General features: G+C 70.3%; 28 protein-coding genes, 2 tRNA genes and 1 other RNA gene. 13 read left to right on the top strand and 18 right to left on the bottom strand.

The window, feature by feature from the left end; genetic code table 11:
* Positions 1-136 precede the first annotated feature (136 nt).
* Positions 137-529, top strand: coding sequence for a hypothetical protein (locus ACFFR3_RS37245; protein WP_364368867.1), 393 nt, complete (start codon positions 137-139; stop codon positions 527-529).
* Between the two features lie 18 nt (positions 530-547).
* On the opposite strand, the gene ACFFR3_RS37240 is transcribed toward ACFFR3_RS37245, so the two are convergent.
* Together ACFFR3_RS37240 and ACFFR3_RS37235 are read right to left on the bottom strand one after the other, a co-directional pair.
* Complete coding sequence (locus ACFFR3_RS37240) at positions 548-1,141, bottom strand: TetR/AcrR family transcriptional regulator (protein ID WP_345392964.1); 594 nt, start codon at positions 1,139-1,141, stop codon at positions 548-550.
* A 4-nt stretch (positions 1,142-1,145) separates the two neighbouring features.
* Positions 1,146-1,655, bottom strand: coding sequence for a GNAT family N-acetyltransferase (locus ACFFR3_RS37235; RefSeq protein ID WP_364368864.1), 510 nt, complete (start codon positions 1,653-1,655; stop codon positions 1,146-1,148).
* A gap of 76 nt (positions 1,656-1,731) precedes the next feature.
* Between ACFFR3_RS37235 and ACFFR3_RS37230 the strand changes: the two genes are divergently transcribed.
* The 4 genes from ACFFR3_RS37230 to ACFFR3_RS37215 all read left to right on the top strand — a co-directional run bounded on the left by ACFFR3_RS37230 (position 1,732) and on the right by ACFFR3_RS37215 (position 5,178).
* A complete protein-coding gene (locus ACFFR3_RS37230) occupies positions 1,732-2,193 on the top strand; it encodes a winged helix-turn-helix transcriptional regulator (RefSeq protein ID WP_364368861.1) in 462 nt (153 codons plus the stop codon).
* A 38-nt stretch (positions 2,194-2,231) separates the two neighbouring features.
* Positions 2,232-3,068 carry an SURF1 family cytochrome oxidase biogenesis protein gene (locus ACFFR3_RS37225; protein WP_379484647.1) on the top strand — a complete coding sequence of 279 codons (837 nt, stop codon included), beginning with the start codon at positions 2,232-2,234 and terminating at the stop codon, positions 3,066-3,068.
* Between the two features lie 10 nt (positions 3,069-3,078).
* Complete coding sequence (locus tag ACFFR3_RS37220) at positions 3,079-3,822, top strand: tyrosine-protein phosphatase (RefSeq protein ID WP_364368855.1); 744 nt, start codon at positions 3,079-3,081, stop codon at positions 3,820-3,822.
* Between the two features lie 159 nt (positions 3,823-3,981).
* Positions 3,982-5,178 carry an amidohydrolase family protein gene (locus ACFFR3_RS37215; RefSeq protein ID WP_364368852.1) on the top strand — a complete coding sequence of 399 codons (1,197 nt, stop codon included), beginning with the start codon at positions 3,982-3,984 and terminating at the stop codon, positions 5,176-5,178.
* Here ACFFR3_RS37215 and ACFFR3_RS37210 read toward each other — a convergent pair.
* The 4 genes from ACFFR3_RS37210 to ACFFR3_RS37195 form a co-directional block, all read right to left on the bottom strand.
* Entirely contained in the window at positions 5,175-5,522 is a 348-nt protein-coding gene (locus tag ACFFR3_RS37210; RefSeq protein WP_345392976.1) for a YkvA family protein, read from the bottom strand. The genes ACFFR3_RS37215 and ACFFR3_RS37210 overlap by 4 nt on opposite strands.
* A gap of 69 nt (positions 5,523-5,591) precedes the next feature.
* A complete protein-coding gene (locus tag ACFFR3_RS37205; RefSeq protein ID WP_345392979.1) occupies positions 5,592-7,010 on the bottom strand; it encodes an amidase in 1,419 nt (472 codons plus the stop codon).
* Between the two features lie 3 nt (positions 7,011-7,013).
* Positions 7,014-7,970 carry an LLM class F420-dependent oxidoreductase gene (locus tag ACFFR3_RS37200; RefSeq protein WP_364368848.1) on the bottom strand — a complete coding sequence of 319 codons (957 nt, stop codon included), beginning with the start codon at positions 7,968-7,970 and terminating at the stop codon, positions 7,014-7,016.
* A 57-nt stretch (positions 7,971-8,027) separates the two neighbouring features.
* Positions 8,028-8,696 (bottom strand): TetR/AcrR family transcriptional regulator, encoded by a 669-nt coding sequence (locus ACFFR3_RS37195; protein ID WP_364368845.1) that lies wholly within the window; start codon positions 8,694-8,696, stop codon positions 8,028-8,030.
* Positions 8,697-8,870: 174 nt separating this feature from the next.
* On the opposite strand from ACFFR3_RS37195, the gene ACFFR3_RS37190 reads away from it, so the two are divergent.
* A complete protein-coding gene (locus ACFFR3_RS37190; protein WP_345392985.1) occupies positions 8,871-9,800 on the top strand; it encodes a hypothetical protein in 930 nt (309 codons plus the stop codon).
* Between the two features lie 93 nt (positions 9,801-9,893).
* Here the strand turns inward: ACFFR3_RS37190 and ACFFR3_RS37185 are convergent, their stop codons facing one another.
* The 5 genes from ACFFR3_RS37185 to ACFFR3_RS37165 all read right to left on the bottom strand — a co-directional run bounded on the left by ACFFR3_RS37185 (position 9,894) and on the right by ACFFR3_RS37165 (position 13,789).
* Positions 9,894-10,958 (bottom strand): aspartate-semialdehyde dehydrogenase, encoded by a 1,065-nt coding sequence (locus tag ACFFR3_RS37185; protein WP_364368842.1) that lies wholly within the window; start codon positions 10,956-10,958, stop codon positions 9,894-9,896.
* Entirely contained in the window at positions 10,955-12,229 is a 1,275-nt protein-coding gene (locus ACFFR3_RS37180; RefSeq protein WP_364368839.1) for an aspartate kinase, read from the bottom strand. Before ACFFR3_RS37180 ends, ACFFR3_RS37185 begins: the two co-directional genes overlap by 4 nt.
* Positions 12,230-12,313: 84 nt before the next feature.
* Entirely contained in the window at positions 12,314-12,844 is a 531-nt protein-coding gene (locus ACFFR3_RS37175; RefSeq protein WP_345392988.1) for a DUF5063 domain-containing protein, read from the bottom strand.
* Complete coding sequence (recR, locus tag ACFFR3_RS37170) at positions 12,837-13,436, bottom strand: recombination mediator RecR (protein WP_219508192.1); 600 nt, start codon at positions 13,434-13,436, stop codon at positions 12,837-12,839. The genes ACFFR3_RS37175 and recR overlap by 8 nt, the downstream gene beginning before the upstream one ends.
* A gap of 2 nt (positions 13,437-13,438) precedes the next feature.
* Entirely contained in the window at positions 13,439-13,789 is a 351-nt protein-coding gene (locus ACFFR3_RS37165) for a YbaB/EbfC family nucleoid-associated protein (protein ID WP_345392995.1), read from the bottom strand.
* 426 nt (positions 13,790-14,215) lie between these two features.
* Between ACFFR3_RS37165 and ACFFR3_RS37160 the strand changes: the two genes are divergently transcribed.
* Complete coding sequence (locus ACFFR3_RS37160) at positions 14,216-15,652, top strand: helix-turn-helix domain-containing protein (RefSeq protein WP_379484646.1); 1,437 nt, start codon at positions 14,216-14,218, stop codon at positions 15,650-15,652.
* Between the two features lie 230 nt (positions 15,653-15,882).
* Here ACFFR3_RS37160 and ACFFR3_RS37155 read toward each other — a convergent pair whose 3' ends face one another.
* Together ACFFR3_RS37155 and ffs are read right to left on the bottom strand one after the other, a co-directional pair.
* The gene (locus ACFFR3_RS37155; protein ID WP_364368832.1) at positions 15,883-18,417 is read right to left on the bottom strand and encodes a DNA polymerase III subunit gamma and tau; all 2,535 of its coding nucleotides are present in this window, start codon (positions 18,415-18,417) and stop codon (positions 15,883-15,885) included.
* Positions 18,418-18,448: 31 nt separating this feature from the next.
* Positions 18,449-18,544, bottom strand: an RNA gene (ffs, locus tag ACFFR3_RS37150) — signal recognition particle sRNA small type.
* Positions 18,545-18,649: 105 nt separating this feature from the next.
* On the opposite strand from ffs, the gene ACFFR3_RS37145 reads away from it, so the two are divergent.
* The 3 genes from ACFFR3_RS37145 to ACFFR3_RS37135 all read left to right on the top strand — a co-directional run bounded on the left by ACFFR3_RS37145 (position 18,650) and on the right by ACFFR3_RS37135 (position 20,074).
* Positions 18,650-18,734 (top strand) — tRNA-Ser (locus tag ACFFR3_RS37145).
* 248 nt (positions 18,735-18,982) lie between these two features.
* Positions 18,983-19,549, top strand: coding sequence for a hypothetical protein (locus ACFFR3_RS37140; RefSeq protein ID WP_379484645.1), 567 nt, complete (start codon positions 18,983-18,985; stop codon positions 19,547-19,549).
* Positions 19,550-19,630: 81 nt separating this feature from the next.
* Positions 19,631-20,074 carry an HIT family protein gene (locus ACFFR3_RS37135; protein WP_379484644.1) on the top strand — a complete coding sequence of 148 codons (444 nt, stop codon included), beginning with the start codon at positions 19,631-19,633 and terminating at the stop codon, positions 20,072-20,074.
* 4 nt (positions 20,075-20,078) lie between these two features.
* Here ACFFR3_RS37135 and ACFFR3_RS37130 read toward each other — a convergent pair whose 3' ends face one another.
* Positions 20,079-20,720, bottom strand: coding sequence for a LysE family translocator (locus ACFFR3_RS37130; RefSeq protein WP_379484643.1), 642 nt, complete (start codon positions 20,718-20,720; stop codon positions 20,079-20,081).
* 98 nt (positions 20,721-20,818) lie between these two features.
* On the opposite strand from ACFFR3_RS37130, the gene ypfJ (ACFFR3_RS37125) reads away from it, so the two are divergent.
* From ypfJ (ACFFR3_RS37125) to ACFFR3_RS37115, 3 genes are all read left to right on the top strand, one after another.
* Positions 20,819-21,769: a KPN_02809 family neutral zinc metallopeptidase gene (gene ypfJ / locus ACFFR3_RS37125; RefSeq protein WP_364368820.1), complete on the top strand. Its 951-nt coding sequence runs from the start codon at positions 20,819-20,821 to the stop codon at positions 21,767-21,769.
* Between the two features lie 73 nt (positions 21,770-21,842).
* Positions 21,843-22,673 carry a KPN_02809 family neutral zinc metallopeptidase gene (gene ypfJ, locus ACFFR3_RS37120; RefSeq protein WP_345393027.1) on the top strand — a complete coding sequence of 277 codons (831 nt, stop codon included), beginning with the start codon at positions 21,843-21,845 and terminating at the stop codon, positions 22,671-22,673.
* A gap of 48 nt (positions 22,674-22,721) precedes the next feature.
* Positions 22,722-23,018, top strand: a complete 297-nt coding sequence (locus ACFFR3_RS37115; protein ID WP_345393030.1) for a type II toxin-antitoxin system VapB family antitoxin — start codon at positions 22,722-22,724, stop codon at positions 23,016-23,018.
* Positions 23,019-23,180: 162 nt separating this feature from the next.
* On the opposite strand, the gene ACFFR3_RS37110 is transcribed toward ACFFR3_RS37115, so the two are convergent.
* The 4 genes from ACFFR3_RS37110 to ACFFR3_RS37095 all read right to left on the bottom strand — a co-directional run bounded on the left by ACFFR3_RS37110 (position 23,181) and on the right by ACFFR3_RS37095 (position 24,743).
* Positions 23,181-23,270, bottom strand: a tRNA-Ser gene (locus ACFFR3_RS37110).
* A 10-nt stretch (positions 23,271-23,280) separates the two neighbouring features.
* Entirely contained in the window at positions 23,281-23,718 is a 438-nt protein-coding gene (gene tadA / locus ACFFR3_RS37105; protein ID WP_345393033.1) for a tRNA adenosine(34) deaminase TadA, read from the bottom strand.
* A 14-nt stretch (positions 23,719-23,732) separates the two neighbouring features.
* Entirely contained in the window at positions 23,733-24,209 is a 477-nt protein-coding gene (locus ACFFR3_RS37100) for a tRNA adenosine deaminase-associated protein (protein ID WP_345393036.1), read from the bottom strand.
* An 18-nt stretch (positions 24,210-24,227) separates the two neighbouring features.
* On the bottom strand, positions 24,228-24,743 hold the full coding sequence (locus ACFFR3_RS37095; protein WP_379484642.1) for a tRNA adenosine deaminase-associated protein: 516 nt from the start codon (positions 24,741-24,743) through the stop codon (positions 24,228-24,230).
* Positions 24,744-25,418: the final 675 nt, after the last annotated feature.

Raw genomic sequence — 25,418 nt, 5'->3', positions numbered from 1 at the left:
GGACATGCCCGCTTGATCCGACACCGAGAGTGTTCATACTGTTACTAAGACTCCCAACCGTTCTGCAAGCGGCGGACAAGGGATGCGCGATATCTCTGGAGATGCACCTCACGTCACCACCCCCAGGAGCAGGACCATGCTCATCCCCTGCTTGGCTTGTGACTCCAAGTTCCGCCCCGACGAGTACTTCGAAGCCTGCTCCGACTACAACCGCGGCCTGGACCTCGTCTCGTGGACCTGCCCGTGCTGCGGCAACCGCGACGACCTGCGGGTGCTGCCGGGCGAGCTGGGCTTCGGCTATCCGAGCCGCGGCAGGTTCGACGTGCTCGACCGCGTACGCGTGCCGGGGCTGCGCAGGCAGCGCGGCGAGCTGCGGCTGGACATCTCGCTCAACCGGTCGATCTGGCGCGTTCCAACCCGGCTGGGGCAGCCCGTGCAGGCGGGCACCTGGCCCTCGCCGCGCAGCAGCCGCGCGATGTCCTCCACCAGCGTCCCGGCCGGCTCCCCGTATCGGCGCGGAGGGCTCTGACCAGCGCGGACGTACGGGTCAGGCGGGCTGGCGCAGGCTCTGCCAGGCGGCCTCGCCCAGCGCCTTGATCTCCTCCTCGGTCGGCGTGTGCGCGCCCGCGAACCACAGCCGGCACATCTCCTGGGCGGGCCCCAGCCACAGCACGTAGCACATGGTGGGGTGCACGGGCTGGAGCCGGCCGTTCTTCATGTGCGGCCGCCACCAGTCGGAGACCTGCTTGAAGAACCCGCGCCGCGCCTCGGCCACCTCGGCGCCGCCCGGCTCGTGCTTGCGCGGCGGACGCTCGCTGATCAGCAGCCTGGCCCTCTCGGGGTGCTCGCCGGCCCAGCGCATGTGAAAGGCCACGATGGCCTCGATGCCCGCCCTGGCGTCGTCGTGACGGACCAGCTCGGCGAGGAACGCCGCCTGGTAGGCCTCGAGGATCTCGCCGTACAGCACGCCGAAGACGTGCTCTTTGCTGGCGAAGTGGTGGTAGAAGCTGCCGACGCTGACGCCGCTTTCCTCACGGAGGCTGGCCAGGGTGGTGGCCGAGACGCCGTCCTGGCTGAAACGGCGGAGGGCGCCCTCGATGATCCTGGTGCGGCCGTCGCGTCCGTTCTTCACACTCTTCACACTGTCAATGGTGTGGCACCAGAACCTTGTTCCGCAAATAGGCCAGCTGATCGATCATAGCGGTCACTTCGACCGTACCGGATTCGACCCGCATCCTGGCGTCCGGCCAGAGGCGGCGGACGAGCCTCAGCACGCGGCGGTTCTCGCCCATGACGTCCATGCCCACGGTACGCGCCCCGCGCAGGGCGGCGCCGAACAGCAGCGCGTCGACCAGCCGCGGCCCGAGCCCCTGGCCCTGCCAGGCGTCGGCGACCACGACGGCGATCTCCACGTCGGAGCACCCGCCGCCCTGGAAGCTCATGGCGTGGGCGACGATCTCGCCGTCGCCGTCGGTCGCGACGAGCGCCTCGCGCTGCTCGTCCACGGCCAGCAGCGTACGCACGAGCGCGGCGGACGGCGCGGAGACCCCGGTGAAGAAGCGCAGCGTCTGCGTGTGCAGCGACAGCCCGGCGAGGAAGCGCCGCATCCGCTCCTCGTCGTCAGGGGTCACCGTCCGCACCTGAGTTCGTTGCATGGACTCAGCCTGCCCGGGGAAGCTGAGTCTGTCAATCAAACTCAGGTATAATGCAAAAATGAACATGCCTTATCGCATGGATTTCCCAGTGGACAATTGCTCGATCGAGCGCACCCTGGAGATCGTCGGGGAGAAATGGACCTTCCTGGTGCTGCGCGAGGCGTTCAGCGGCGTACGCAGGTTCGCCGACATGCAGGCCGGCACCGGCGCCCCCCGCCAGGTGCTCAGCGCGCGCCTGTCCCGGCTGGTCGACGAGGGCCTGCTGCGCAAGGTGCCCTACCGCGAGCCGGGCCAGCGGCAGCGCGACGAATACCGCCTCACCGACAAGGGCCGCGACCTCTATCCCCTGCTGGTCGCCCTCATGCACTGGGGCGACAAATACCTCGCCGGCGACGACGGCCCTCCCGTGCTGCTCACCCACCGCGACTGCGGCGCCCCCATCGAGCTGCGCTTCCGCTGCGCCGACGGCCATGAGGTCGCCGGACCGCGCGAGGTCACCCCCGTCCCCGGCGAGGGCGCCCACCTCACCCGTGCCTGAGTTCGGCACCACCGGTGCCGGTGCCTAGTCTTGAAGGCGTGTACCGGTTCCTGCTGACGCCTCGATGGCTCGTGCTCCACGTCGTGGTGCTGCTGGTCATCCCCGCTTTCGTGCTGCTCGGGCGGTGGCAGTTCGGCCGGTTCGAAGAGCGCTCGGCCAACAGCGAGCGGGTGACCGCCAACATCGAGGCGCCGCCCGTGCCGCTCGACCGGCTCGCCGCGCCTGGGCAGCCGGTCAAGGAGGACGACCGGTTCAGGAAGGTGACGGTCGCGGGCACGTACGACACCGCCCACGCCCTCGTCGTACGCCGCCGCCCCCAGGAGGGCCGCAACGGCTACTACGTGCTGACCCCGCTCGTCACCGGTCCGGGCACCGGCGTGATCGTGAACCGGGGCTGGGTGCCCGCCGGCGCCACCGCCGACACCCCGCCCGACGTGCCCGCCCCGCCCACCGGGCAGGTGACGGTGACCGGCCGGCTGCGGCCCAGCGAGACCGAGGAGAACAGCGGCGTACGCGACCGTGGCGGGCTGCCGCCCGGCCAGGTGCTGCTCATCAACGCGGGCGCCATCGGCAAGGGGCTGCCGTACACGCTGGTGGGCGGCTACGTCGAGCTGACCGAGCAGCAGCCCGCGGCCGCCACCGCGCCGGCGCCCGTGCCCGCGCCCGACGTCGGCTCCGGAGGCGGGCTCAACCTGGCCTACGGCGTGCAGTGGTGGTTGTTCATCGGCATCGCGATCGGCGGCTGGCTGCTGCTCATCCGGCGCGAGGCGGCCGAGCGCCGGGCGTCATCGGCCTCGGCATCGGCATCGGCCTCGGAAGAAAAGGCGGCCTCGGAAGGAACGGCGACCTCGGAGACGAAGAGCGTCGCCAATTAAGGTGTTGAGGGTGATCCGCCACATTGAGTTCACCAATCTGTGCAACTTCCGCGACGTAGGTGGATATGCCGCCCAAGGCGGGCGTATGGTCCGCTGGCAGCGGCTCTACCGCGCCGACTCCCTCGGCTGGCTGGCCGGCGACGACCTCGCCGCCTACCGGGCGCTGGGCGTGCGCAGCGTCATCGATCTGCGTCACCCCTTCGAGGTCGAGAAGGCCGGACGCGTGCCGGAAAGCGACTGCCCCCACTACCAGAACCTGCCCATCGAGGGCCGGCGCTGGGAGCTCACCCCGTACAACGAGGAGGTGGGCATCGCCCGCTACCTCGCCGACCGCTACCTGGAGATCACCGAGGACGGCGTCGCCAACCTCAGGACCGCCCTGGAGACCGTCGCGGCGGCCGACAACGCGCCCGTGGTCGTGCACTGCGCGGCGGGAAAGGACCGTACGGGCGTGCTCACCGCGCTCGTGCTGTCGCTGGTCGGCGTGGACGAGGACGACATCGTGGCGGACTACGCGCTCACCGGCCGCGCCACCGAGCGCTTCATCGCCGACTGGCGCAGGCGCCACCCTGACACGCCGCTCTGGCCGGGGTTCGGGCTGGCTCCCGCCGAGACCATGCGGCTCTTCCTCACCGACCTCACGGCCCGTCACGGCAGCATCGAGAGGTATGTCACTCAGGTGCTCCAACTTTCCCCCGACGCGGTCGCCGAACTCCGCGCACATTTGCTGACTGAGTCGAACGGCGCTGGGTAGTGGAGCGCAGGGCCTGCTTGCTGCGCGAGGCGGGCCCGTTCATCCCGGGATCGCCAGCCATCCCCCTCCCGGCGGTCCCGGGTCAACATCTTCGCGCAGAGACCCAACGGATACGTCGCAGCTTGTTCGACGTTATGCCGCCGTCGTACGGTTACGTGCGTGACTACGCCGCTGCTCCCCGATCCTGACCCCAGGCGGCGCGACTACGTGATCATCTCAGCAGACGATCACCTGATCGAGCCGCCCGACCTGTTCGAAGGGCGCCTGCCGGAGAAATACGCCGAGGTCGCGCCCAAGGTCGTGGAGACGGAGGCCGGTCACCAAGTCTGGCGCTACGGCGGCGCGACCTATCCGTGCGCCGGCATCGACGTCGGCGCGGGGCTGCCACGCGAGCAGCGGACGCTCGACCCCATCAGGTTCGAGAACATGCGTCCGGGCTGCCACGACATCGAGGCCCGCATCCAGGACATGGACCTCGCCGGCATCTGGGCCGCGCTCTGCTTCCCCGGCATGCTGGCCGGGCAGGCCGGCATGCCGTTCGCCAGGACCCGCGACCAGGAGCTCGGCCTCGCCCTGGTGCGGGCGTGGAACGACTGGCACATCGACGTCTGGGCCGGCACCTACCCCGAGCGCATCATCGGCCTGCAGCTGCCCTGGCTGCCCGACCCCGACGTGGCGGCCAAGGAGATCAGGGCCAACGCGGCCAGGGGCTTCAAGGCGGTCGTCTTCCCCGAGTTCCCGACCAGGCTGCGGCTGCCGTCGATCCACTCGGGCCACTGGGACCCGTTCTTCGCCGCGTGCGAGGAGACCGGCACCGTCGTCTGCCTGCACGCCGGCGACTCCTCCTGGTCGCCCGTGCCGTCGCCCGACACCCCCATCGAGGCCATCACCACGCTCATGCCGACGAGCGCCATGTTCGCCTGCGCCGACTGGCTGTGGTCAGGGCTGCCGCTGCGCTTCCCCGCGCTGCGCATCCTCATCGTCGAGGGCGGCGTGGGCTGGCTGCCGATGCTGGCCGAGCGCGCCGACTACGCCCTCGACCACCCGGTGGCCGGCGAGGCGTCGTGGGAGGGCGGGCTCAAGCCCAGCGAGGTGCTGCGCCGCAACTTCTTCTTCGGCACCCTCGACGACCACGCGCTGTCGGGCGTGCGGCTCGCGGTCGGCCTCGACCACGTGCTGCAGGAGAGCGGCTACCCCCACTCCGACTCGACCTGGCCCGACACGCAGAAGTCGGTGGCCCAGAATCTCGGAACGCTCCCACCGGCCGACATCGCCAGGGTCGCCTACGGCAACGCCGCCCGCCTGTTCGGTCACCCGCTGCCGTCGCGGGCCTGGCTGCGGATGGAGGAGATCTAGACCTCGTCGAGCCGGCCCTGAATGACCTCGCGTTCCCGCTGGACGTAGCGGCCGCTCTCGCCGAGCAGCGAGGCCATCAGCCACAGGAACACGCCGAAGTCGTCGGCCACCCCGATCAGCATGAGGAAGTCGGGGATGACGTCGATCGGCGAGATCAGGTAGACCACGCCGAGCCCCATCAGGGCCAGCTTGCCCTTGCCCATGCCCGCGTACTGGCCGCGCATGACCGCGCCCAGCATCCGCGGGATCGCCCTGACCCTGGTCATCAGTGGCGGCGACCCGGGCCTGGTCACCTCGCGGTAGGTCTTCCACGCCGCCGCCGCCCGTGCTGCTTTCGCCATCATGTGCAACCCCCTACCCCCGGTCTCTCACGACATAACGCGTCGGAAAGGCCAGGGGTTCCTGTCCTCAGGTCAGGGCAGGCAGGGATGTTCGAACGGCCTGGCCTGCTCGATCTGGGCGGCCACCCGTACGAGGAGGTCCTCGCGCCCGGCGGCGGCCACGAGCTGCACGCCCACCGGCAACCCCGCTGAGGTCCTGTGCAGGGGCAGTGAGACGGCCGGCTGGCCGGTCGCGTTGATCGGCGAGGTGAAGGCGACCACCGACGCGGTACGCCCGAACGCGGTGCTGAGGTCGTCCGGCGGGATCCAGCCCAGCGGGAACGGCGCCGCCGCCACCGACGGCACCAGCAGCAGGTCATAGCCGGAGCTCCACCAGGCCGCCATCCTGCGGCGGAACCCGTCCATCCACTGCGTGGACAGCAGGTGGTCGGCGGCGCCGCGCTGGCGGCCCGCGCCGACCATGGCGGCGTTGCGCAGCTCCAGCTCCTCCATCTCCACCGGCTTGCCCCGTGCTTCGCCGAGTGCGGCGACCAGCGCGGCGAGGTTGTCGGAGACGATGGCGCCGAAATGGCGGGGGAAGTCGGGATCGGCGAGGGCCGGTGGCCCGCCCTCGGTGACGTCGTGGCCCAGCGACTCCAGCAGCGCGGCGGCCCCGGTGACCGCCTCCGTCACCTCGGGCGCCTCGGGGATGTCGCCGCGCGGGTGCGTGGTGAGGAACCCGACGCGCAGCCGTCCCGGGTCGCGGCCCACCTCGTCGGCGAGCCTGCCGGGCAGCGGCGGGGCGTCGTACGGGTCGCCCGGGTGCATGCCGGAGACGGCGTCGAGGGCCGCCGCGGTGTCGCGTACGGTCCTGGTGACGAAACCGGGGCAGGAGAAGCCGTTCCACCCCTCGCCCATCGCCGGCCCGAGGCTGACCCGGCCGCGCGACGGCTTGAGCCCCACCAGCCCGCACAGCGACGCTGGCACCCGGATCGAGCCGCCGCCGTCGCTCGCCGTGGCCAGCGCGACCATCCCGGCCGCCACCGCCGCCGCCGACCCGCCGCTCGACCCGCCCGCCGAGTACGCCGGATCGTACGGGTTCCGCGTCGCCCCGAACGCGACGGGCTCCGTCGTGATCGTGCTGCCGAACTCGGGGGTGTTCGTCCGCCCGAGCAGCACGAACCCGGCCTCGCGCAGCCGGACGACCCCGTACGCGTCGGCGGCGTCCTCGACCCCGTCGCGCACGTTCGACCCCGCGCTGTACGGCTCGCCCGCCTCCCGCCAGCCGAGGTCCTTGAGCAGGATCGGCACCCCGCGGAAGGGCGCGCCAGCCGGGATGGCGTCGATCTCGGCGAGCGCCCGCTCGAACCGCCGGTGGACGACCGCGTTGAGCACGCCGTCGGTCTCCTCGATGCGCGCGATCACGGCCTCGGCCAGCTCGCGCGGCGACACCTGACCGTCCCTGACCGCCTGGGCCTGGCCGGTCGCGTCCAGCCGCAGTAAGTCGCGCATCGCCTACGCCTCCGGTGCCAGCTCGCGGACCGCCTGGTCGATGGGCATCGCGCCGGGCAGCGGCGCGAGGACCGGGGTGTCGAGGCCGTTGGCGACGTACTCCTTGATGCGGGCCCGGCAGGTGGCGGCGTCGCCGTGCACGATCAGGTCGTCCACCACCTCGTCGGGGATGGCCTTGAGCGCGGCCTGCCGGTCGCCCGCGGCCCACGCCTCGTGCATCGGGCGCAGCACCTCGCCGCGGCCCAGCCAGTCGTGGAAGGCCGCGTAGACGGGGACGGTGAGGTAGCTCGCGAGCATCCATCTGGCGGTCTCGCGGACCCGCTCGGTGTCCTCGTCCACGCAGACGAACAGGCGGGCGATCAGCTCGGTGTCGGGGCCGATCTCGGCGCGGACCTTCTGGACGTCGGCGGGCGCGAGCCAGTTCGTGATCGCGCCGTCGGCCTCCTCGGCGGCCAGCCGCAGCATCCGCGGCCGCAGCGCGGCCAGCACGATTTTCGGTGGCGTCTTGGGCGCGCGTTCCAGCTTGAAGCCCTTGACCTCGAACGTCTCGTACGCCTCCGAGACCTTCTCCCCCGCCAGCGCCCGCTTCAGGAAGCGCAGGGTGTCACGGGTGCGCGCGTACGGCTTGGCGAACGTGCCCGCGTTCCACCGCTCGACGATCGCCGGCGACGACGCCCCGATGCCCAGCACGAACCGGCCGGGCGCGAGGTCGGCCAGCGTCGCGGCCGACATCGCGAGCAGCCCGGGGCCGCGCGTCGAGACGGGCACGATCGCGCTGCCCAGCCGCACCTGCGGCGCCCACTGCGCGGCCAGCGCCAGCGGCACGAACCCGTCGGTGCCGTTGACCTCGGCGGACCACACGTCGGTGTAGCCGAGCGCGGGCAGCTCGGCTATGAGGTCCTGCGCCTTGGACAGCGAGCGATCGTAGAAGGGGATCGTCATGCCCCAGTTCTGCGTCATACACGGCCTCCCAGATGCCACATCAGGAGGACCATACCAACCGCTCGGTATGTCGCCCTAGGCCCGCAGCTCGTGCACCGCCGCGATGAAGTCCTTCGTGATGCCCCGCAACCCCGGCAGGTGCGACAGCCCGACCAGCCGGTCCACCAGCGGCACCGTCACCTCGATCAGCCGGTACGTCCGCGCGCACCCCTCCGAGGTGTCGTGCACCCAGAACAGCACCATGCCCATCGACAGCAGCCACAGCAGCTCGGGCAGCTCCTCGCGCAGCTCGGCGTTCATGCGGTCGCGCGAGCCCTCGACGACCTCCCGGTAGATGGCGATCGACGCCTCACGCGCGGGCGAGGACTGCTTGCTGAACGGGCTGAGCGGATTGGTCGGCTCGGCCGCGTGCTTGAAGAACTTCACGGCGAACTCGTGGTAGGGCTCGGAAACCCGCACCCACTCCCGCAGCACCCCGCTCAACCTGGCCGCGAACGACTCCTCCGTGGCGAGGAACTCCCGGCACGCGGCTTCGTGCTCGGCCTGCGCCCGGTCGTAATAAGCCTGGATCAACGCCTCCTTGCTGTCGAAGTAGTAGTAAGCGTTGCCCACGGACACACCGGCCTCGGCCGCGATGGCCCGCATGGTGGTCGCGTCGAAGCCGCGCTCCCTGAACAGTCGCAAGGCCGTCTCGACGATGACCTCTCGAGTGCTCTCCGCTCCTCTGTTTCGGGCTTCGGACACGCACGTCACTTTACGTCGTCGAACACGGTTAGGTCATGGAGCCGCACGGTGATCACCGCCACAAGGCAAAGTTGCACTCGCGGTGCGAGTTATCTCCAGTGAATGGTGGGATTGTCGTTTCAGGCGGAAGGGCTATTTCCGCGAAAAGGCATCGACATGTGGATACGTGGAACAGTGCGGCTCCTGATAGTCGCGCTCCTCGGCATTCAGATCACCATAATCGCGCTGGCCACCGCTGCCGCGGCCGCCACCTACCCCGAAAAGGTGCCGGCACCGAGCGGCCTGCACGGGCCCGGCGGCTGGGAGCACAGCCCGGCCGTGCTGAGCGCGGTCTTCTCCGACGCGTACCAGATCGGGCCGCGCATCGCCTGGGCGCACCGGCGGCTGATCGAGGCCCGCGCGGAGCTCGGCGCGATGAGCGAGTGGCCGTCGTGGGACGAGAGCGACGACACCCAGGAACCCGCGTGGGAAGAGGCGTCCGACCTCGTGGAGCCGGCCAGGCCGGCCGCCGTCGAGGCGGTCAGGACCGGCGTCGCGGAGACCAAGGCCAAGCCGGTCAAGCCCAAGGCGCGCCCCAAGGCGCTGCCAGGGGCCAGGAAGGCGCACAAGCAGCGCGTCCACACCAGGGCCGCCACGATGCCTCGTATGCGGGCACACGCCGCGCAGCGGCACGCTCAGGTCGATCTGACCCGGGTCCTGCCCAGGACGGCCGCGGTGACGATGTCCCACACGACCGCCGCCCACTGGCTCAGGCACGCCGGGCTGAAGACGAAGTCCACCGGCCGCTGCACCAGCAAGCACATGCGCCACTGTACGTCGCTGGAGCGCGTACGGACCGGCACGATCGCTGAGATCATCCGGCTGAAGCACAAGAGCGGCTGCCCGATCCTGGTGACCGGCGGCACCGAGCACGGCCACGCGCCCGGCCACTACAGCCACGGCAACGGCTACAAGCTGGACATCGCCCACAACGCCTGCATCGACCGGCACATCCACAAGCACTACGACAAGGCCGGCGTACGCAGCGACGGAGCCCGGCTCTACAAGGGCTCAGGCAAGGTCTTCGCCGACGAGGGCGACCACTGGGACATCCTCTTCCGGTGACAGGGCCGCGGCTCACGCAGCCGCCGGAAAAGAAAGTGACGCCGCACGAAGACGTACGGCGCCACCTCGAAGAACGGCTTACCGGAACACGGCTTACCGGAACTCGGCCGCCACCAGCTCGGCGATCTCCGCCGCGTTGAGCGCCGCGCCCTTGCGCAGGTTGTCACCGCAGACGAACAGGTCGAGCGTGTTGGGGAAGTCGATCGCCTGACGGACACGACCGACGTAGGTCGGATCGGTGCCCACCACGTCGACGGGCGTCGGCCAGACACCGTTGGCCGGGTCGTCCATCAGCACCACCGTCGGCGCCGCCTCAAGCACGCGGTGCGCCTCGGCGACCGTGATCTCGCGCTCGAAGCGCGCGTGCACGGCCAGCGAGTGGGTGGTGATCACCGGCACGCGCACGCAGGTCGCGGAGACCTTCAGGTCGGGGATGCCGAGGATCTTGCGGGACTCGTTGCGGAGCTTGAGCTCCTCGGAGGCCCAGCCGTCACCCTTGTCGGAGCCCGCCCACGGCACCACGTTGAACGCGATGGGTGCGGGGAACGGCGAGTCGGCCGGCAGCTTGTCGACCAGCGCCTTGCGGACGTCGCCCGCGCTCTGCCCCACCGTACGGTCACCGGCCAGCGCCTCGATCTCGTCGTAGAGCCGCGCGGAACCCGCCACGCCGGCCCCGGACACCGCCTGGTAGGAGGCGACGACCAGCTCCTTGAGCGTGAACTCGGCGTGCAGCGCCCCCATGGCCGCCATCATCGACAGCGTCGTGCAGTTGGGGGTCGAGACGATGCCCCGGGGCCGCTCACGCGCGTCGAGCGGGTTGACCTCGGGCACCACCAGCGGAACGTCGGGCTCCATGCGGAACGTGCCCGACTTGTCGATGGCGATCGCGCCGCGCTCGGCCGCGATCGGCACCCACACGGCCGACACCTCGTCGGGGACGTCGAAGATGGCGATGTCGATGCCGTCGAACACCTCGGGGGCCAGCGCCTGCACCACGACGTCCTCGCCGCGTACGGACAGCACCTTGCCCGCCGAACGGGCCGAGGCGACGAGACGGATCTCGCCCCAGATGTCCTCGCGCGTCGACACGATGTCGCGCATGACGGTGCCCACGGCGCCGGTCGCGCCGATCAGGGCCAGATTGGGCCTCTTGCTCATCGTCCTGAACCTCCGTACACCACGGCTTCGACCTGGTCGGCGTCGAGGTCGAAGGCGCGGTGGGCGGCCGCCACGGCCGCGTCGACACCGTCCTGCCCGACCACAACAGAGATGCGGATCTCCGAGGTGGAGATCATCTCGATGTTGACCCCCGCGTCGGCGAGGGCCGCGAAGAACGTCGCGGTGACGCCCGGGTGCGAGCGCATGCCCGCGCCGATCAGCGACACCTTCCCGATCTGGTCGTCGAACAGCAGCGACTCGAAACCGATCCGGGGCTGGATCTTCTTCAGCGACCCCAGCGCCGTCTGGCTGTCGGCCGTAGGAAGCGTGAAGGAGATGTCGGTGCGGCCCGTGGCCGCGGCCGAGACGTTCTGCACGATCATGTCAATGTTGATCTCGGCGTCGGCCAGCGTTTTGAAGATCGTCGCAGCCTCGCCGACCTTGTCGGGCACCCCGACAACAGTGATCTTGGCCTCGCTCCGGTCGTGCGCCACGCCGGAGATGATCGGCTGCTCCATCTCGGTTCCTTCGGTGTAAGGGTCGGCTACGACCCACGTGCCTTCCTTGGTGCTGAACGAACTACGTACGTGGATCGGCAGGGAGAAGCGGCGCGCGTATTCGACGCACCGCAGGTGCAGGATCTTCGCGCCGCAGGCCGCCATCTCCATCATCTCGTCGTACGAGATCCGCGGAATCTGGCGAGCCGCGGGCACGATGCGCGGATCGGCGGTGAAGATGCCGTCGACGTCGGTGTAGATCTCGCAGACGTCGGCCTCGAGCGCCGCCGCCAGGGCGACCGCCGTGGTGTCGGAGCCGCCCCTGCCGAGCGTCGTGATGTCTTTGGTGTCCTGCGAGACGCCCTGGAACCCGGCCACGATCGCGATGTGGCCCTGGTCGATCGCCTCCTTGATGCGGCTCGGCGTCACGTCGATGATGCGCGCCTTGCCGTGCGTGGAGTCGGTGATCACGCCCGCCTGCGAACCGGTGAACGAGCGGGCCTCGTGGCCGAGGTTGGCGATCGCCATCGCCAGCAGCGCCATCGAGATGCGCTCGCCCGAGGTCAGCAGCATGTCGAGCTCGCGTGCAGGAGGCAGCGGCGACACCTGCTCGGCCAGGTCGAGCAGCTCGTCCGTCGTGTCGCCCATCGCGGAGACGATCACGACCACGTCGTTGCCGGCTTTTTTCGTCGCGACGATCCGCTGCGCGACCCGCTTGATGCAGGACGCGTCGGCGACGGACGAACCACCGTACTTTTGCACAACGAGCGCCACGAGAGTCTCCCGGTTTGGACTGTGAGCTGCCAGTCTATCCGGGGCGTCTCGTGCGGCTGGTGGGTCGTACCAGTATGTGGATACTCAGACCGAGGTCGTTTCCTCCGCCACGTCGAGACGGGAATGCGCCGCGAGGGCCTGCAGCGCGCGCATCGCGGCGCCCGCGTGGTTGCCCCACGTGTTGAAGTAGGAGTATTGCCACCACCACAGCGCCTCGTGCGGCCGGCCCGCGTGATAGTGGCGCAGCCCGTGGATGAGGTCGGCGGCGACCGCGGTCAGGTCGTCGGAGAGCCGGTACGGCGTGACGGCCGTGTCCTTGTACGGGTCGAACACCTCGACGTAGTCGTCGACCGCCTCCAGCCGCTCGGCCAGCGCCGTGCGCACCCCGTCGATGTCGGGGTCCTCGCTCATCGGCGGCTCGTAGTTTCCCGACAGGATCACGTCGCGGTTCGCGCCCAGCTTGGCGCCCGCGAGGCTCACCTGGGCGACCTCCACCAGCAGGATCGACCAGATGGCGTCGCCGCCCTCGCCGCCCGCCATCCTGGTCAGACCGTCCACGTAGTTCTGCGCGTGCCCGGAGATCTCTTCCGCCAGAGCACTCCACTGGTCAGACATCCAGCAGCCTCCGTCCTTCGAACGCGCGGCCCAAGGTGACCTCGTCGGCGTACTCGAGATCACCGCCCACAGGCAGACCGCTGGCCAGTCGTGTCACTTTGACGCCCATCGGCTTGACCAGACGGGCGAGGTAGGTAGCCGTCGCCTCGCCCTCGAGGTTGGGGTCGGTGGCGAGAATGAGCTCGGTGACCCGGCCGTCGGCCAGGCGCGTCATGAGCTCACGGATGCGCAGGTCGTCGGGGCCGACCCCGTCGATGGGGCTGATGGCGCCGCCCAGCACGTGGTAGGTGCCGCGGAACTCGCGCGTCTTCTCGATCGCCACGACGTCCTTCGACTCCTCGACGACGCAGATGACGTGGGTGTCGCGGCGGGCGTCGCGGCAGATGCGGCACTCCTCCTCGGAGGCCACGTTGCCGCACACGCGGCAGAAGCGCACCTTCTCCTTGACCTCCAGCAACGCGTGCGCCAGCCGCTTGACGTCGGCTGGATCGGCCGCCAGCAGGTGGAACGCGATCCGCTGCGCGCTCTTGGGACCGACGCCGGGCAGCAGCCCCAGCTCGTCGATCAGGTTCTGGACGACCCCTTCGTACATGCCTAGAACCCTGGCAACTGTCCGAGGCCGCCGCCGCCCAGCCCCTGCGCGAGCGGGCCGAGCTTTTCCTGCTGCAGGTCGGCGGCCGCGCGTACGGCGTCGCGGACGGCCGCGATCACCAGGTCGGCGATCGTGTCGGCGGTGTCCTGCGCGTCGCTCGCGTCGATCACACTCGGGTCGATCTTGAGCTCCAGCAGCTCGCCCGAGCCGTTGACGACGGCCGTGACCAGGCCGCCGCCGGCCGAGCCCTCGATCTGCGCGTCGTTGAGCTCCTGCTGGGCGCTCACGAGCTGCTGCTGCATGAGCTGGGCCTGCTCCAGCAGCTGCTGCAGGTTGACATCCCCTGGGTTCACCGTCGTGCGCTCCTCGTGGCTCCGCGTTCTTGACTGCCACGAGCCTACGGTGTTTGGGCGGCGTCATGTACTGGGGTGTCCCCTTGTTTCGTGGCCTTTTCCCCGTACGAGATGCGAATTGCGCTCCTCGATGCCCCTCATGGCGGGCTTTTCCGGTGTAGAAGCGCCGTCCTGACCAGGCCCTCATGACCATGTTCTGTCGTGTGTCGGCGTGTTCTGGCCGGATCTCGGCCCCCCTCCAGCGTCCGAGACCCGGCCACCACGTCGGCGGAGCGGCCGCACCACGCCGACGCGTTGGTCAAGAAGGCTAGCGGGGGCAACGTTGCACACACGTTGCGTTCATTCAATCACCCTCCGCAATCCCCCGAACGACTTGCGCTTATGGCTCATAAGACGGATGCTCTACTTGACTACTTGGAGTGACCGATGAGTTACCCCCATCTCGACGCGTACTCCCGCCTGCTGCGCGGGGCCTACGAAGCCGTCGCCGCCGGCCAGAGCTGGCCGCACGCGCCCCGCCGCCTGATCAAGGCATCCTGGCTCCGCTCGCTCGACGCCGGCATCGATCTCGAAGGCACGAGCGCGCCGCTCGTCATCGACCCCTCCCACATCAGGGACCTGCGCGACGACCACCCGCTGCGCCCGCTGCTCCCGCTGCTCGCCCAGACCCTGGCCGGGCTCGCCGACGCCAGCGGCCACGTCATGATCGTCACCGACGGTGACGGGCACGTGCTGTGGCGCGAGGGAAACCACACCACGCTGTCGCGCGCCGACGGCATCGGCCTGGCCGACGGTCACCAGTGGAGCGAGCAGCACGTCGGCACCAACGGCATCGGCACCGCGCTCGCCACCGGCCGGCCCGTCCACGTCTTCTCCGAAGAGCACCTCATGCGGGTGCTGCACGTCTGGTCCTGCAGCGCCGCCCCCATCACCGACCCCGACTCCGGCCGGGTCATCGGCTGCGTCGACATCAGCGGCACCTCCCGCAGCCTCCACCCCGCCACCGTCGCCCTCGTCGCCACCACGGCCAAGCTCGCCGAGACGCAGCTCGCGCTGCGCATGCACGAGCGCGACGAACGCCTGCGCCGCCGCTACGAGTCGCTGCGCAGCCGGCCAGGGGTCCTGCTGTCGGCCACCGGCCGCGTCATCTCCGGCGACCCGGCCGGCGACCTCGGCGAGCGCGTCCACCTCGACGAGCGCACCCACTTCGCCGGGCGGCGCATGATCCTCAGGGACGGCAGCGTCGCCCTGCTCGAGCCCTTCTCCGACGGCTACCTCCTGCGGCCCGCTCTGCCCACCGCCCCACCCCTGCTCACGCTGTCCTTCCTCGGCGAGCGCCCGCCCTCCGCCTCCTACGGCGACCGCGACCGCCCCCTGTCGCTGCGGCACGCCGAGATCCTCACGCTCCTCGCCCTCCACCCCCACGGCCTGACCGCCGAGCAGCTCTCCTTCCACCTCTACGGCGACGACGGCAACCCCGTCACCATCCGGGCCGAGATCCACCGGCTCCGCGCCCAGCTCGGCGACGCCATCGCGGCGAAGCCGTACCGGCTGACCTGCCCCGTCGAGGCCGACTTCCTCGCGCTGCGCCGCATGCTGCCCGCCGGCGACCCCGCCAGCCTCGCCCGCTCCTACCCCGGCCCACTGCTGCCCCGCTCGGAGTCACCGGAGATCCGCCGCGAACGCGACGAACTCGAAGCCCAGGTCCGCGCCTGCCTCCTGCGGCACGGGACACCCGAGGACTTGTGGACGTACGCACAGACCTGCAACGGCCGCGACGACTACGAGATCTTGGAACGCCTCGCCGCCCTCCCCCCGACCGACCCCCGCAGCGCCGCCGCCCGCTCCCGCCTGCTCTCCTGACCCCGCCCACCACCGGCTACGCGAAACCCCGCCGCGCTCAGCCGACCCGCCTCCGGCCTAGGAGCCACTCCTCTATACGGCAGCCACCTGCGGCCCCGGCCGCCCGACCGAGCTACCAGACGGACCGCGCCCCTCCTACCGGGCAGTCGCCTGCCGGCTCGGCCGCCCGCTGCGGCCCGCAGTCACCCTCCCCCTCTTCTCAAGACGCCCGCCGAAGCGCCCGGCGAGGGTCAGGGGTGATCGATCTCGCCGATGACCTTGGCGCCCAGTTCGCGTTCGAGGAGGGCCATGCCTGAGAGGGCGACCGTGTCGGCGTCGGCGTCGTTGAGTGGGTCGACGTCGTCGGAGTCGGTGGCCTTGGTGCCGCGGCCGGGGATCGCGCTCGGCCACGCGGACGTCGACATGGACGTGGACGCGCCGCCCCTGGCGCCCGGGGCACGGGGACCGGCCGCGGCCGCGGCCTTGGCGGCCGAACGGGCGGCGGCGAGACCGCTGCCCGGACCGCTGGAGACGCGCTGCCCGGCGGGGACGGTCTGCGTCAGGTCAGGCCCGGGTGGGGAGCCGGGGCCCGGGTCGTCGTCGGGGGCGTCGGGCCAGGACTCGTCGGTGGTCGCGGGGGCCGCCGCCGATGGGCCGGCCGGAGGCTGGTCGGCGTCTTGCCCGCCGCCGTCGTCGGAGGACCCGTGTGAGGCCGTACGTCCCTGAGAGCCGGACGCGCCCTGCCCGCCGCCCTGAGCGGCGTCCGAGGCCCCGGGCGAACCGGCGGACCCCTGCGCGCTCTGGACGTTCGGCCCGTGCCCGCCGGAGGGCCCGTGACCACCCTGAGCACCGTTCGCCTGACCGCCCGGCGCACCCTGATGACCGCTCGCCTGACCACCGGACGCACCCTGATGGCCGTTCGCCTGACCGCCGGGCGTGCCCTGAGGACCCCCTTGCGCAGGGGGACGGGCGGGGCCACGGGACGCCTGCGGCATCGGGGAGCCCCCGACCACGGCCTCGACCCGCCACGTGCCGCCGAGCACGTCGCCCAGCGCGGCGGCCACGACGGCGTCCTTGCCACCGCCGGTGAAGTTCTTCATCGCACCGACCTGGGTGAAGCCGAGCGTGACGAGGTTGCCCTCCACGCCGACCACCTGAGCGTTGGTGCTCACGTTGGCCCAGACGACGATGCTGCGCTGCTTGAGCGCGGCCAGCACGGCGGGCCACTGCGACTGGAGACCACCGGCTCCGCCGGCGCTCGGGGCCGCGGCCGGAGGCGTACCGCCGGAAGGAGCCGCACTGGCGGCGGCGCTCGATGGAGCGGTCCCTGCGGACGCCGCACCGGCCCCCGGACGAACCGCCTCGGGCCAGTCATCACCGGAAGCCTGCCCGGCGCCCTTCGCGTCTCCGTCCGACCCGCCGGGACCCGCCACCTGAGCCCGCGCACCCGCCCCCGGCCCCTGCGCACCGGCAGCGACGGGAGCGTGCGCAGCGGAGGCGCCAGGCGTGGCAGAGGGGGCGGAGGAGGCAGGAGCCGTCGCGGCCGCCGCGGGGGCGTGAGCCACGGGCGCGGCGGAAGGAGCGGGGACGGCCGGGGCGGCTGCGGCGCGGGCCGCCATCTGGGCCACGGTGCCACCGCGTTCGAGCCGCTCGAGCCGCGCGAGCAACGCCCCTTCACCCTGCTCGGCGCCGGGCAGCAGCACGCGCGCGCACATCAGCTCGAGCAGCAGCCGCGGCGAGGTGGCGCCGCGCATCTCGGTGAGGCCCGCGTTGAAGACCTCGGCCGCGCGGGTCAGCTCGGCCGGGCCCATGGAGGACGCCTGCTGGACCAGGCGTTCGAGCTCGTCGGCCGGCCGGTCGAGCAGCCCGCTGGTGGCCGCCTCTGGGACGTTCGCCAGGATCACCAGGTCGCGGAAGCGTTCGAGCAGGTCGGAGGCGAAGCGGCGGGGGTCGTGGCCGCCCTCGATGACCCGGTTGACCGTGTGGAAGACCCGTCCGCCGTCACGGGCCGCGAACGCGCCGACGACCTCGTCGAGCAGGTCGCCGTCGGTGTAGCCGAGCAGGGAGACGGCCTTGGCGTAGGTGATGCCGTCGTCGTCGGCCCCGGCGAGCAGCTGGTCGAGGATCGACAGGGAGTCGCGGGCCGAGCCGGCGCCGGCGCGTACGACGAGGGGCAGCGCGGTGGGCTCGAAGGGCACGTTCTCGGAGGTGAGGATCTCCTCCAGCAGCCCCCGGAGCGTCGCGGGCGGCATGAGCCTGAACGGATAGTGGTGGGTACGCGACTTGATGGTGCCGATGACCTTTTCCGGCTCCGTCGTCGCGAAGATGAACTTCAGGTGCGGCGGGGGCTCCTCGACGAGCTTGAGCAGCGCGTTGAAACCCTCGCGGGTCACCATGTGCGCCTCGTCGATGATGTAGATCTTGTAGCGCGCGGACACGGGGGCGAAGAAGGCCCGCTCACGCAGGTCGCGCGCGTCGTCGACGCCACCGTGCGATGCGGCGTCGATCTCGATGACGTCGAGGTGGCCGGGGCCGGTGGGGGCGAGCGCGACGCACGACTCGCACTCGCCGCAGGGGTCGGGCGTCGGGCCCTGCTCGCAGTTGAGCGAACGCGCCAGGATGCGCGCGCTGGAGGTCTTGCCACACCCTCGGGGGCCGCTGAAGAGGAAAGCGTGGTTGATGCGGCCCGTACGCAACGCCTGCCGCAGCGGGTCGGTGACGTGTTCCTGACCCTTGACCTCGGCGAAGGTCCCGGGTCGGTACTTGCGGTAAAGCGCAAGGCTCATGCGACCATCCCGCCTGCGAGGGGGCTCTCAACGAAGAGACCCCCCGCACACCCGCCAGAGCCCGCTTATCCTTGCTGCCTTCCGGCCCTGGGGAGGTTCACAGGATGACGCCGCGCGAGGGGTCCCTGGACAGTCTAGCCGGATGCCGCAGTGCTCGCTCCACCCCGCGCGAACCCGCCCGGCCGGAAATTCATGGTCTTGGCACCCCTGGAAGTCCGGTAAGCTCGTCGGCGGAGGATTCGCCTAGTGGCCGAGGGCGCACGCTTGGAAAGCGTGTATAGGGCAACCTATCGGGGGTTCAAATCCCCCATCCTCCGCGCCTGGTTGAGGCAGTAACGCGAAGGGGCCGACCCCATCCAAGTCGGCCCCTTCGTCGTTCCCGGCCTCGGCCGCATGCAGCGGAGCCGGCGCTCGATCCGCTCGGCGCCGACCACTTCACCGACGGCTCCCGGCCGTGAACGATCTGCCGGCGAACTCCAGCTGAAGTACCGCGTGACGAACTGCAGGACCGCCCCCCGGGGGGTGGTGTCATGATCTCGGTGGCGCCTCGTCGATGGGATCCCCGATGCCTGCTCGCTCGCTCGTGCTGCTGATCGCCGCGCTCTTATTGGGCGGCCTCGCGGCCTTCGTATACGTCCAGGACTCGAGCCTGGTGCTCCTGCGGGAGCATCTCAATCATCCGTTCGCGTTCAGCGTGCTGGCCTGCACGCTGGTCGTGCTGGCCGCGCTCGGGCTCCGGTGGAAGTGGCTACGGGCACTGGTCATCATCCTCGCCGGGCTGGCCGGGAGTGGGGCGCTGCTCATCGGCCTGTTCCTCGCCGCACTCGGCTCGCAGGAGGACATCGGCTTCGTGGACGGCCCTGACCCGTACCGGGTCCGGCTCCAGCAGTCGATGGCCGGGCTCGGGCCGGACAGCATCACGTGGCTCAGCCTGCGCAGGGACGACGGGCTCCTCAGCAGGGAGTGGCACGTCGCCTGCTTCAACGGTGACGACCCGGCCGACGCCTACGAGTCGGTCAGGTGGACGGGGACGAGTTCATTCGAGATCAGGGTGAACGATGAGCGGACGTTCCCCGTGTCCCTGGATCCCGCATCCGGCCGACCCAAGACCACGGTCGCGGTCAACTGCTGACAGCGGGCCGGACGACGCCGTCCGCTGAGCCCCTGACACCATGATCCGCAGCCGAGACGAACGCCACTGGGAGGTGCCCCCGTGCACAACCACGCACCCGCCGACTACGACTGCCCGTTCTGCGACCTCCCCTCGGAGCGCGAGCCCGACGTGGTCTACCGCGACGAGCGGGTCTTCGCGATGATCTGTCCGCGCTGGTGGCCGCGGAACCCGGGGCACCTGCTGATCATCCCCGTCGCCCACCACGAGAATCTGTACGACCTCCCCGCCGCCGACGGCCACGCCATCTTCGACGCCACTCAGCTGCTGGCCCGCGCCATGCGCACCGCGTACGACTGTGCCGGCGTCTCCACCCGCCAGCACAACGAGCCCGCGGGCAACCAGGACGTCTGGCACTTCCACCAGCACCTCTTCCCCCGCTACCCGGGCGACGACCTCTACCGCACACCCCCGCAGCCCGGCTGGCTCCCCGCCGACCGCCGCCGCGCCTACGCCGACCTGCTGCGCGCGGCACTCGCCTCGTGAGCGTTCAGGAGGCCACGATGGCCTTGGAGCGGTCGGTGGCCATGGTGACGGCGAAGACGCCGAGCACCGTGCCGGTGAGGTAGCGCTGGACGCGGACCCAGACGGGGCGGCGGGCGAGGAACGCGGCGAGGCTGCCGGCCGTGATCACGATCAGGCCGTTGACCAGGGTGCCGATGGCCACCTGGACCGAGCCGAGCGCGATGCTCTGCAGCAGGACGTGTCCCATCGACGGGTCGACGAACTGCGGGAGCAACGACAGGTACAGGATGGCGATCTTGGGGTTGAGCAGGCAGGTCAGCAGGCCCATCGTGAACAGCTTGCCGGGGCGTTCGACGGGCAGCTCGCGCGGCTCGAAGGCGGAGGCGCCGCCCGGGCGGACGGCGTTCCAGGCCAGCCAGAGCAGGTACGCGGCGCCGGCGAGCTTGAGCGCGGTGTAGGCGGCCGGTACGTACGCGAAGACCGCCGTCAGTCCGAGGCAGGTCGCGATGAGGTACGTCGTGAACCCGAGGAACACCCCGACCAGCGAGATGAACCCCGATTTGCGGCCCTGGGTGATCGAGCGCGACACCAGGTAGATCATGTTGGGCCCGGGCGTCAGCACCATGCCCAATGAGACCAGCGCGATCCCGATCATGCCAGCAGTCATAGCGGCAGAGTAACTGACATATCGGGAAAAATCGCATCCGTACAGATTGCTCTGCGTAATCATTCCACTACGGGGCAGGACTGCGGCCGGAGGCTTCGATGCAGTTCGACGACGACAAACCGCTCGACCCGTCGCAGGTCGAGGACGCCCGCGCGTCGGGCCCCCGGCCCGGCGGCGGGTTCGGCAGGATGCCCGGCGGCTGCATGTTGCCGATCAGCGGCCGGGGCGGCGGGTGCCTGCTGCTCATCCTGGCGGTGGGGGCGATGTTCCTGTTCGGCATCATCCCGACGTCCTTCACCGGAGATCCTGGCGAGCAGGGCGATCCGGGCGGGCAGGGCGGCGGGCAGGCGCCGAGCGCCCCCGCCACCGGCAACCTGGCCGAGCGCTGCAAGACCGGCGCCGACGCCGACCAGTCGGAGGACTGCCGGGTGGTCGGGACGGTCAACAGCATCCAGACGTACTGGCGGCGGGCGCTGCGCGACGGCGGGGAGACGTACCGGCCGGCCAAGACCGTGCTGTTCACCAGGGCCATCGAGACGGGCTGCGGCGCGGCGGACTCGGCGGTGGGGCCGTTCTACTGCCCGGCCGACCGCCGGGTCTACCTCGACCTGACCTTCTTCGACACGCTCCAGCGCGACTTCGGGGCCGAGGGCGGGCCTTTCGCGCAGGCGTACGTGATCGCCCATGAGTACGGACACCACGTACAGAACCTGCTCGGCACCATGGACCAGCGGGGCCGCGACAGCCGGCCCGGCGCCGACAGCCCTTCCGTACGTCTGGAGCTCCAGGCCGACTGCTACGCCGGCGTCTGGGCCCGCAACGCGGTCAAGACCGGCTTCTACGAGCAGCCGTTCTCGCAGAACGACATCCAGCAGGCGCTCAGCGCGGCGGCGGCCGTCGGCGACGACAGCATCCAGCGGCGCTCCCAGGGCCGCGTGACGCCGGACGCGTTCACGCACGGCACGTCGGAGCAGCGCGAGAAGTGGTTCAGCACCGGGTACGACAGCGGCGACCCCCAGCGGTGCGACACGTTCTCCGGGCGGATCTGAGCCTGGCTCGATAGAGAGGTCCTGGTTCGGGGCAGTCTGTCCTGCGGGCAATACCCCAGAAAGGGATGTCAGCATGGACTTCAGGGACCAGGCGGACCTCGACGCCTCGCAGGTGGAGGACGCGGGAGGAGGCGGCGGCTTCTCCGGCTTCTCCGGTTTCCCCGGGGGTGTGGTGGTCGGCGGTGGCGGGATCGTCGGCCTGATCGTGCTGGTGCTGGTGTTCGTCCTCAACAACGTGAGCGCCGAGCCGGGGCAGGGCAGGCCGCCCGCCGATCTGTCGGCGCGGTGTCAGAAGGGCAAGGACGCGGACCAGTCGGAGAAGTGCCGGGTGGTGGGCGTGGTCAACAGCATCCAGGACTACTGGAAGCAGGACATTTCGGAATATCGGGCGGCGAAGACCGTCCTCTACTCGGGACGGTTAAGGACCGCCTGCGGCTCCGCGAGTTCCTCCGCCGGCCCCTTCTACTGCCCCGGCGACCAGCGCGTCTACCTCGACCTCAGCTTCTTCGACCAGCTCCGATCCCAGTTCGGCGCCAAGGGCGGGCCCTTCGCGCAGGCGTACGTGATCGCCCACGAGTACGGACACCACGTACAGAATCTCCTCGGCGCCCTCGACGGCGGGAGCTCGGTCGCGGTCGAGCTGCAGGCCGACTGCTACGCCGGCGTCTGGGCCCGCAACGCGGTCAGCACCGGCTTCTACGAGCAGCCCTTCACCTCCGCCGAGATCTCCGAGGCGCTCGACGCCGCCGCGGCGGTCGGCGACGACAGCATCCAGCGGCGCACGACCGGAAGAATCGATCCTGAATCGTTCACCCACGGCAGCTCAGGGCAGCGCGTGGCCGCGTTCAAGCGCGGATACGAAAACGGCGCCCCCACCGACTGCGATCTCCAGAACCCGGCCTGACGCGACCGGACAACGCGAGGAATCGGATTCTCTCCTAAAATCGGGGGGGTGATCTTCAAGCTGGTCGGCGACGGACGCCCTTATCCCAACCACGGTCTGACGAACCGCGATTGGGCCCAAATCCCTCCACGGCAGGTCCGGCTCGACTCGTTGATCACCACGAAGGCCATGCTGGACCTGCACTCGCTGCTCGCGGCCGACTCCACGTTCTACGGGGATCTCTTCCCGCACGTGGTGCAGTGGCAGGGCGAGCTCTATCTGGAGGACGGCCTGCACCGAGCGTTGCGGGCCGCGCTGCACCAACGATCGATCCTGCACGCCAGGGTCCTCGAACTGCCCAACTGAGAAAGGGGGGCGCCGCGAATCTCGCGGCGCCCCCTTTGATTTTTTTTCCGCCAACATCATTTTCCGGCCGTGAACGACCGGTGAACACGATTACGGTTGTCGCCCGCCGCATGGTCCTCGGACATGCGAAAGGGCCCCCGAGATCTCGGAGGCCCTTCGGCGTGGCGGTGGTGGTGGGATTTGAACCCACGGATGAGTTGCCCCATCACACGCTTTCGAGGCGTGCGCCCTCGGCCACTAGGCGACACCACCGCGGAAGAGCTTACCGGATCCTGCGCGTAGCGAAGAACCGCTTTAGGGCCGCACCGCACTCTTCTGCGAGCACGCCCATGACGACCTCGGGCCGATGATTGAGCCTGCGGTCGCGTACGACGTCCCAGAGCGAGCCCACGGCGCCGCCCTTCTCGTCCGTGGCGCCGTACACGATCCGCTCCACCCTGGCCAGCACCGCGGCGCCCGCGCACATCGTGCACGGCTCCAGCGTCACCACGAGCGTGCAGCCCCCGAGCCGCCACTCGCCGCGCCGTGCGGCGGCCGCGCGCAGCGCGAGCACCTCGGCGTGGGCCGTCGGGTCCGCCGTGGACTCGCGATCGTTGCCCGCCCTGGCCAGCACCTCGCCGTGCTCGTCGAGCACGACCGCGCCGACGGGGATCTCACCCCTCGCGGCGGCCGAACCGGCCTCCGCCAGGGCCAGACGCATGGCGTCCTCGTACGTCACCGCAACCGGTCGAGCTCGTCCGCGAACGACAGCCGCTCGGCGATCACCGACAGGATGTCGGCCGGCAGCATGCCCTCCTCCATGCTCAGCTCAAGCAGCTCCTCGGAGCTCACTCCCAGGTCGCTGAGCAGCTCGAAGTCGCCCGCCGGGCGTACGCCGAGCCCGTTGCCCTCCTTGTCGGGCGCCACCCCGGCGAACTCGGCGAACAGCTCGCCGAGATTGTCGGCCACGACGGCGTGCACGTCGGACAGGAAGACCCGCGGCTCCTCGATGCCGTGATAGCGGGCGATCGCGAACCACTCGTCCTCGACCTCGACGCACAGCAGGGCTAGCTCGTCGCCGGAGAGTCCCAGCGTCTCCGTGACGGCGTCACCGAAGTCGTCGACGATCTCGGCGTCCCCGAGATCGACCTCGGCACCGTTCCAGCCGTCAGAGGTCCTGACGAAGGCCGCAGAGAAGGTGTTGGACGCCATGTCCGCGCTCCAGGGGGGTCAGCCGAAGACCGATTCGATGGCACGCTCGAACGGCTCGGAGAACCCCAGCCGCGCGGCGATGCTGGACAGCACATCTTCGGGAAGCAGGTCAATGTCGCCGGAGAGGATGCCCAGCTCCATCTCGTCCAACCCGAGATCGGCGAAGATCGACAGATCTCCTGCGGGGAGCACGGTCTCCTCGTCCTGGAGGATCTCGTCGAGCTCCTCCTCGTCCGGCACGGGGACGTCGAGGTAGTGAAGGACCTGACGGGCCAGCGGGAAGTCCCACGAGGCGGCGATGTCGGACAGGAACACGTCGACCCGGTCGCCGATGACCCTGAGCGCCACGAAGAACTCGTCGCCGACCGCGATCAGCCCGATCGTGCCGCTCTCGCTCGGCTGCTGCTTCAGGGCATGGATGAGCCCGTGCAGGTCGGACGTGAGCGTGACCGGCAGGAGCTCGGCCTGCCAGCACTCGTCCTCGCGATAAACCACGATGGCGAAGTCGAGAGCGTCTTCGTCTGTCATCGCCATCCCCACCCGACCTCTGACACGGCAGATATCACCAGGACCCAATCGTTCCAGAACCGGCCACCGGGCGTGTGCCTCTCCGACCAAATTGTGATCAAAACCAAAGATGTGATGCCCCCGCACCCCTCCCGTCACGTTCGACCCTCCCCGCCGCGCCGGTTCCCGGCCTTCGGGGGGAGGGAGGAGGAAGCGCAGCCCAGCGCCCCCACCCGCACGCCCGCCACTCCCCGGCCGCGAGACTTCCCGTCCTTTGAGAAGGAGAGGAGGTGACCGTCGCTCCCCCGGGCACGCGGCTCTCCGTCCCTTGGAGAGGAGGGCCACTCTCCCGGACGCGGGCCTTCCGTCCTCTAGGAAGGAGAGGAGGCCGCTCCCCAGATGCGGGGCTCTCCGTCCCTTGGAAGGAGAGGTGACCGCTCCCCCCCCGGACATGGGGCTCTCCATCCCTTGGGGAGGAGAGCCGCTCTCGCGGACGCAGGACTTCCGTCCTCTAGGAGGGAGAGGAGGCCGCTCCCCCGAACACGGGACTCTCCGTCCCTTGAAGGGAGGGCCGCTCGTCCGGACGTAGGACTTCCGTCCTTTGGGCAGAAGAGGAGGCCGCTCCCCCGAACACGGGACTCTCCGTCCCTTGAAGGGAGGGCCGCTTGTCCGGACGTAGGACTTCCGTTCTCTAGGGAGGAG

The sequence above is a fragment of the Nonomuraea salmonea genome, assembly GCF_042428605.1.
GTDB lineage: Bacteria > Actinomycetota > Actinomycetes > Streptosporangiales > Streptosporangiaceae > Nonomuraea > Nonomuraea salmonea.
This window is presented reverse-complemented; position numbering and strand designations above follow the sequence as displayed.

Bases quoted from the DNA above. Each gene is read 5' to 3' on its own strand.
- ACFFR3_RS37245 (WP_364368867.1), top strand. From the start codon at position 137: ATGCTCATCCCCTGCTTGGCTTGTGACTCCAAGTTCCGCCCCGACGAG.
- ACFFR3_RS37235 (WP_364368864.1), bottom strand. From the start codon at position 1,655: ATGCAACGAACTCAGGTGCGGACGGTGACCCCTGACGACGAGGAGCGG.
- ACFFR3_RS37230 (WP_364368861.1), top strand. From the start codon at position 1,732: ATGGATTTCCCAGTGGACAATTGCTCGATCGAGCGCACCCTGGAGATC.
- ACFFR3_RS37210 (WP_345392976.1), bottom strand. From the start codon at position 5,522: ATGATGGCGAAAGCAGCACGGGCGGCGGCGGCGTGGAAGACCTACCGC.
- ACFFR3_RS37205 (WP_345392979.1), bottom strand. From the start codon at position 7,010: ATGCGCGACTTACTGCGGCTGGACGCGACCGGCCAGGCCCAGGCGGTC.
- ACFFR3_RS37200 (WP_364368848.1), bottom strand. From the start codon at position 7,970: ATGACGCAGAACTGGGGCATGACGATCCCCTTCTACGATCGCTCGCTG.
- ACFFR3_RS37185 (WP_364368842.1), bottom strand. From the start codon at position 10,958: ATGAGCAAGAGGCCCAATCTGGCCCTGATCGGCGCGACCGGCGCCGTG.
- ACFFR3_RS37175 (WP_345392988.1), bottom strand. From the start codon at position 12,844: ATGTCTGACCAGTGGAGTGCTCTGGCGGAAGAGATCTCCGGGCACGCG.
- recR (WP_219508192.1), bottom strand. From the start codon at position 13,436: ATGTACGAAGGGGTCGTCCAGAACCTGATCGACGAGCTGGGGCTGCTG.
- ACFFR3_RS37160 (WP_379484646.1), top strand. From the start codon at position 14,216: ATGAGTTACCCCCATCTCGACGCGTACTCCCGCCTGCTGCGCGGGGCC.
- ACFFR3_RS37155 (WP_364368832.1), bottom strand. From the start codon at position 18,417: ATGAGCCTTGCGCTTTACCGCAAGTACCGACCCGGGACCTTCGCCGAG.
- ACFFR3_RS37140 (WP_379484645.1), top strand. From the start codon at position 18,983: ATGCCTGCTCGCTCGCTCGTGCTGCTGATCGCCGCGCTCTTATTGGGC.
- ACFFR3_RS37130 (WP_379484643.1), bottom strand. From the start codon at position 20,720: ATGACTGCTGGCATGATCGGGATCGCGCTGGTCTCATTGGGCATGGTG.
- ypfJ (WP_364368820.1), top strand. From the start codon at position 20,819: ATGCAGTTCGACGACGACAAACCGCTCGACCCGTCGCAGGTCGAGGAC.
- ypfJ (WP_345393027.1), top strand. From the start codon at position 21,843: ATGGACTTCAGGGACCAGGCGGACCTCGACGCCTCGCAGGTGGAGGAC.
- tadA (WP_345393033.1), bottom strand. From the start codon at position 23,718: ATGCGTCTGGCCCTGGCGGAGGCCGGTTCGGCCGCCGCGAGGGGTGAG.
- ACFFR3_RS37100 (WP_345393036.1), bottom strand. From the start codon at position 24,209: ATGGCGTCCAACACCTTCTCTGCGGCCTTCGTCAGGACCTCTGACGGC.
- ACFFR3_RS37095 (WP_379484642.1), bottom strand. From the start codon at position 24,743: ATGGCGATGACAGACGAAGACGCTCTCGACTTCGCCATCGTGGTTTAT.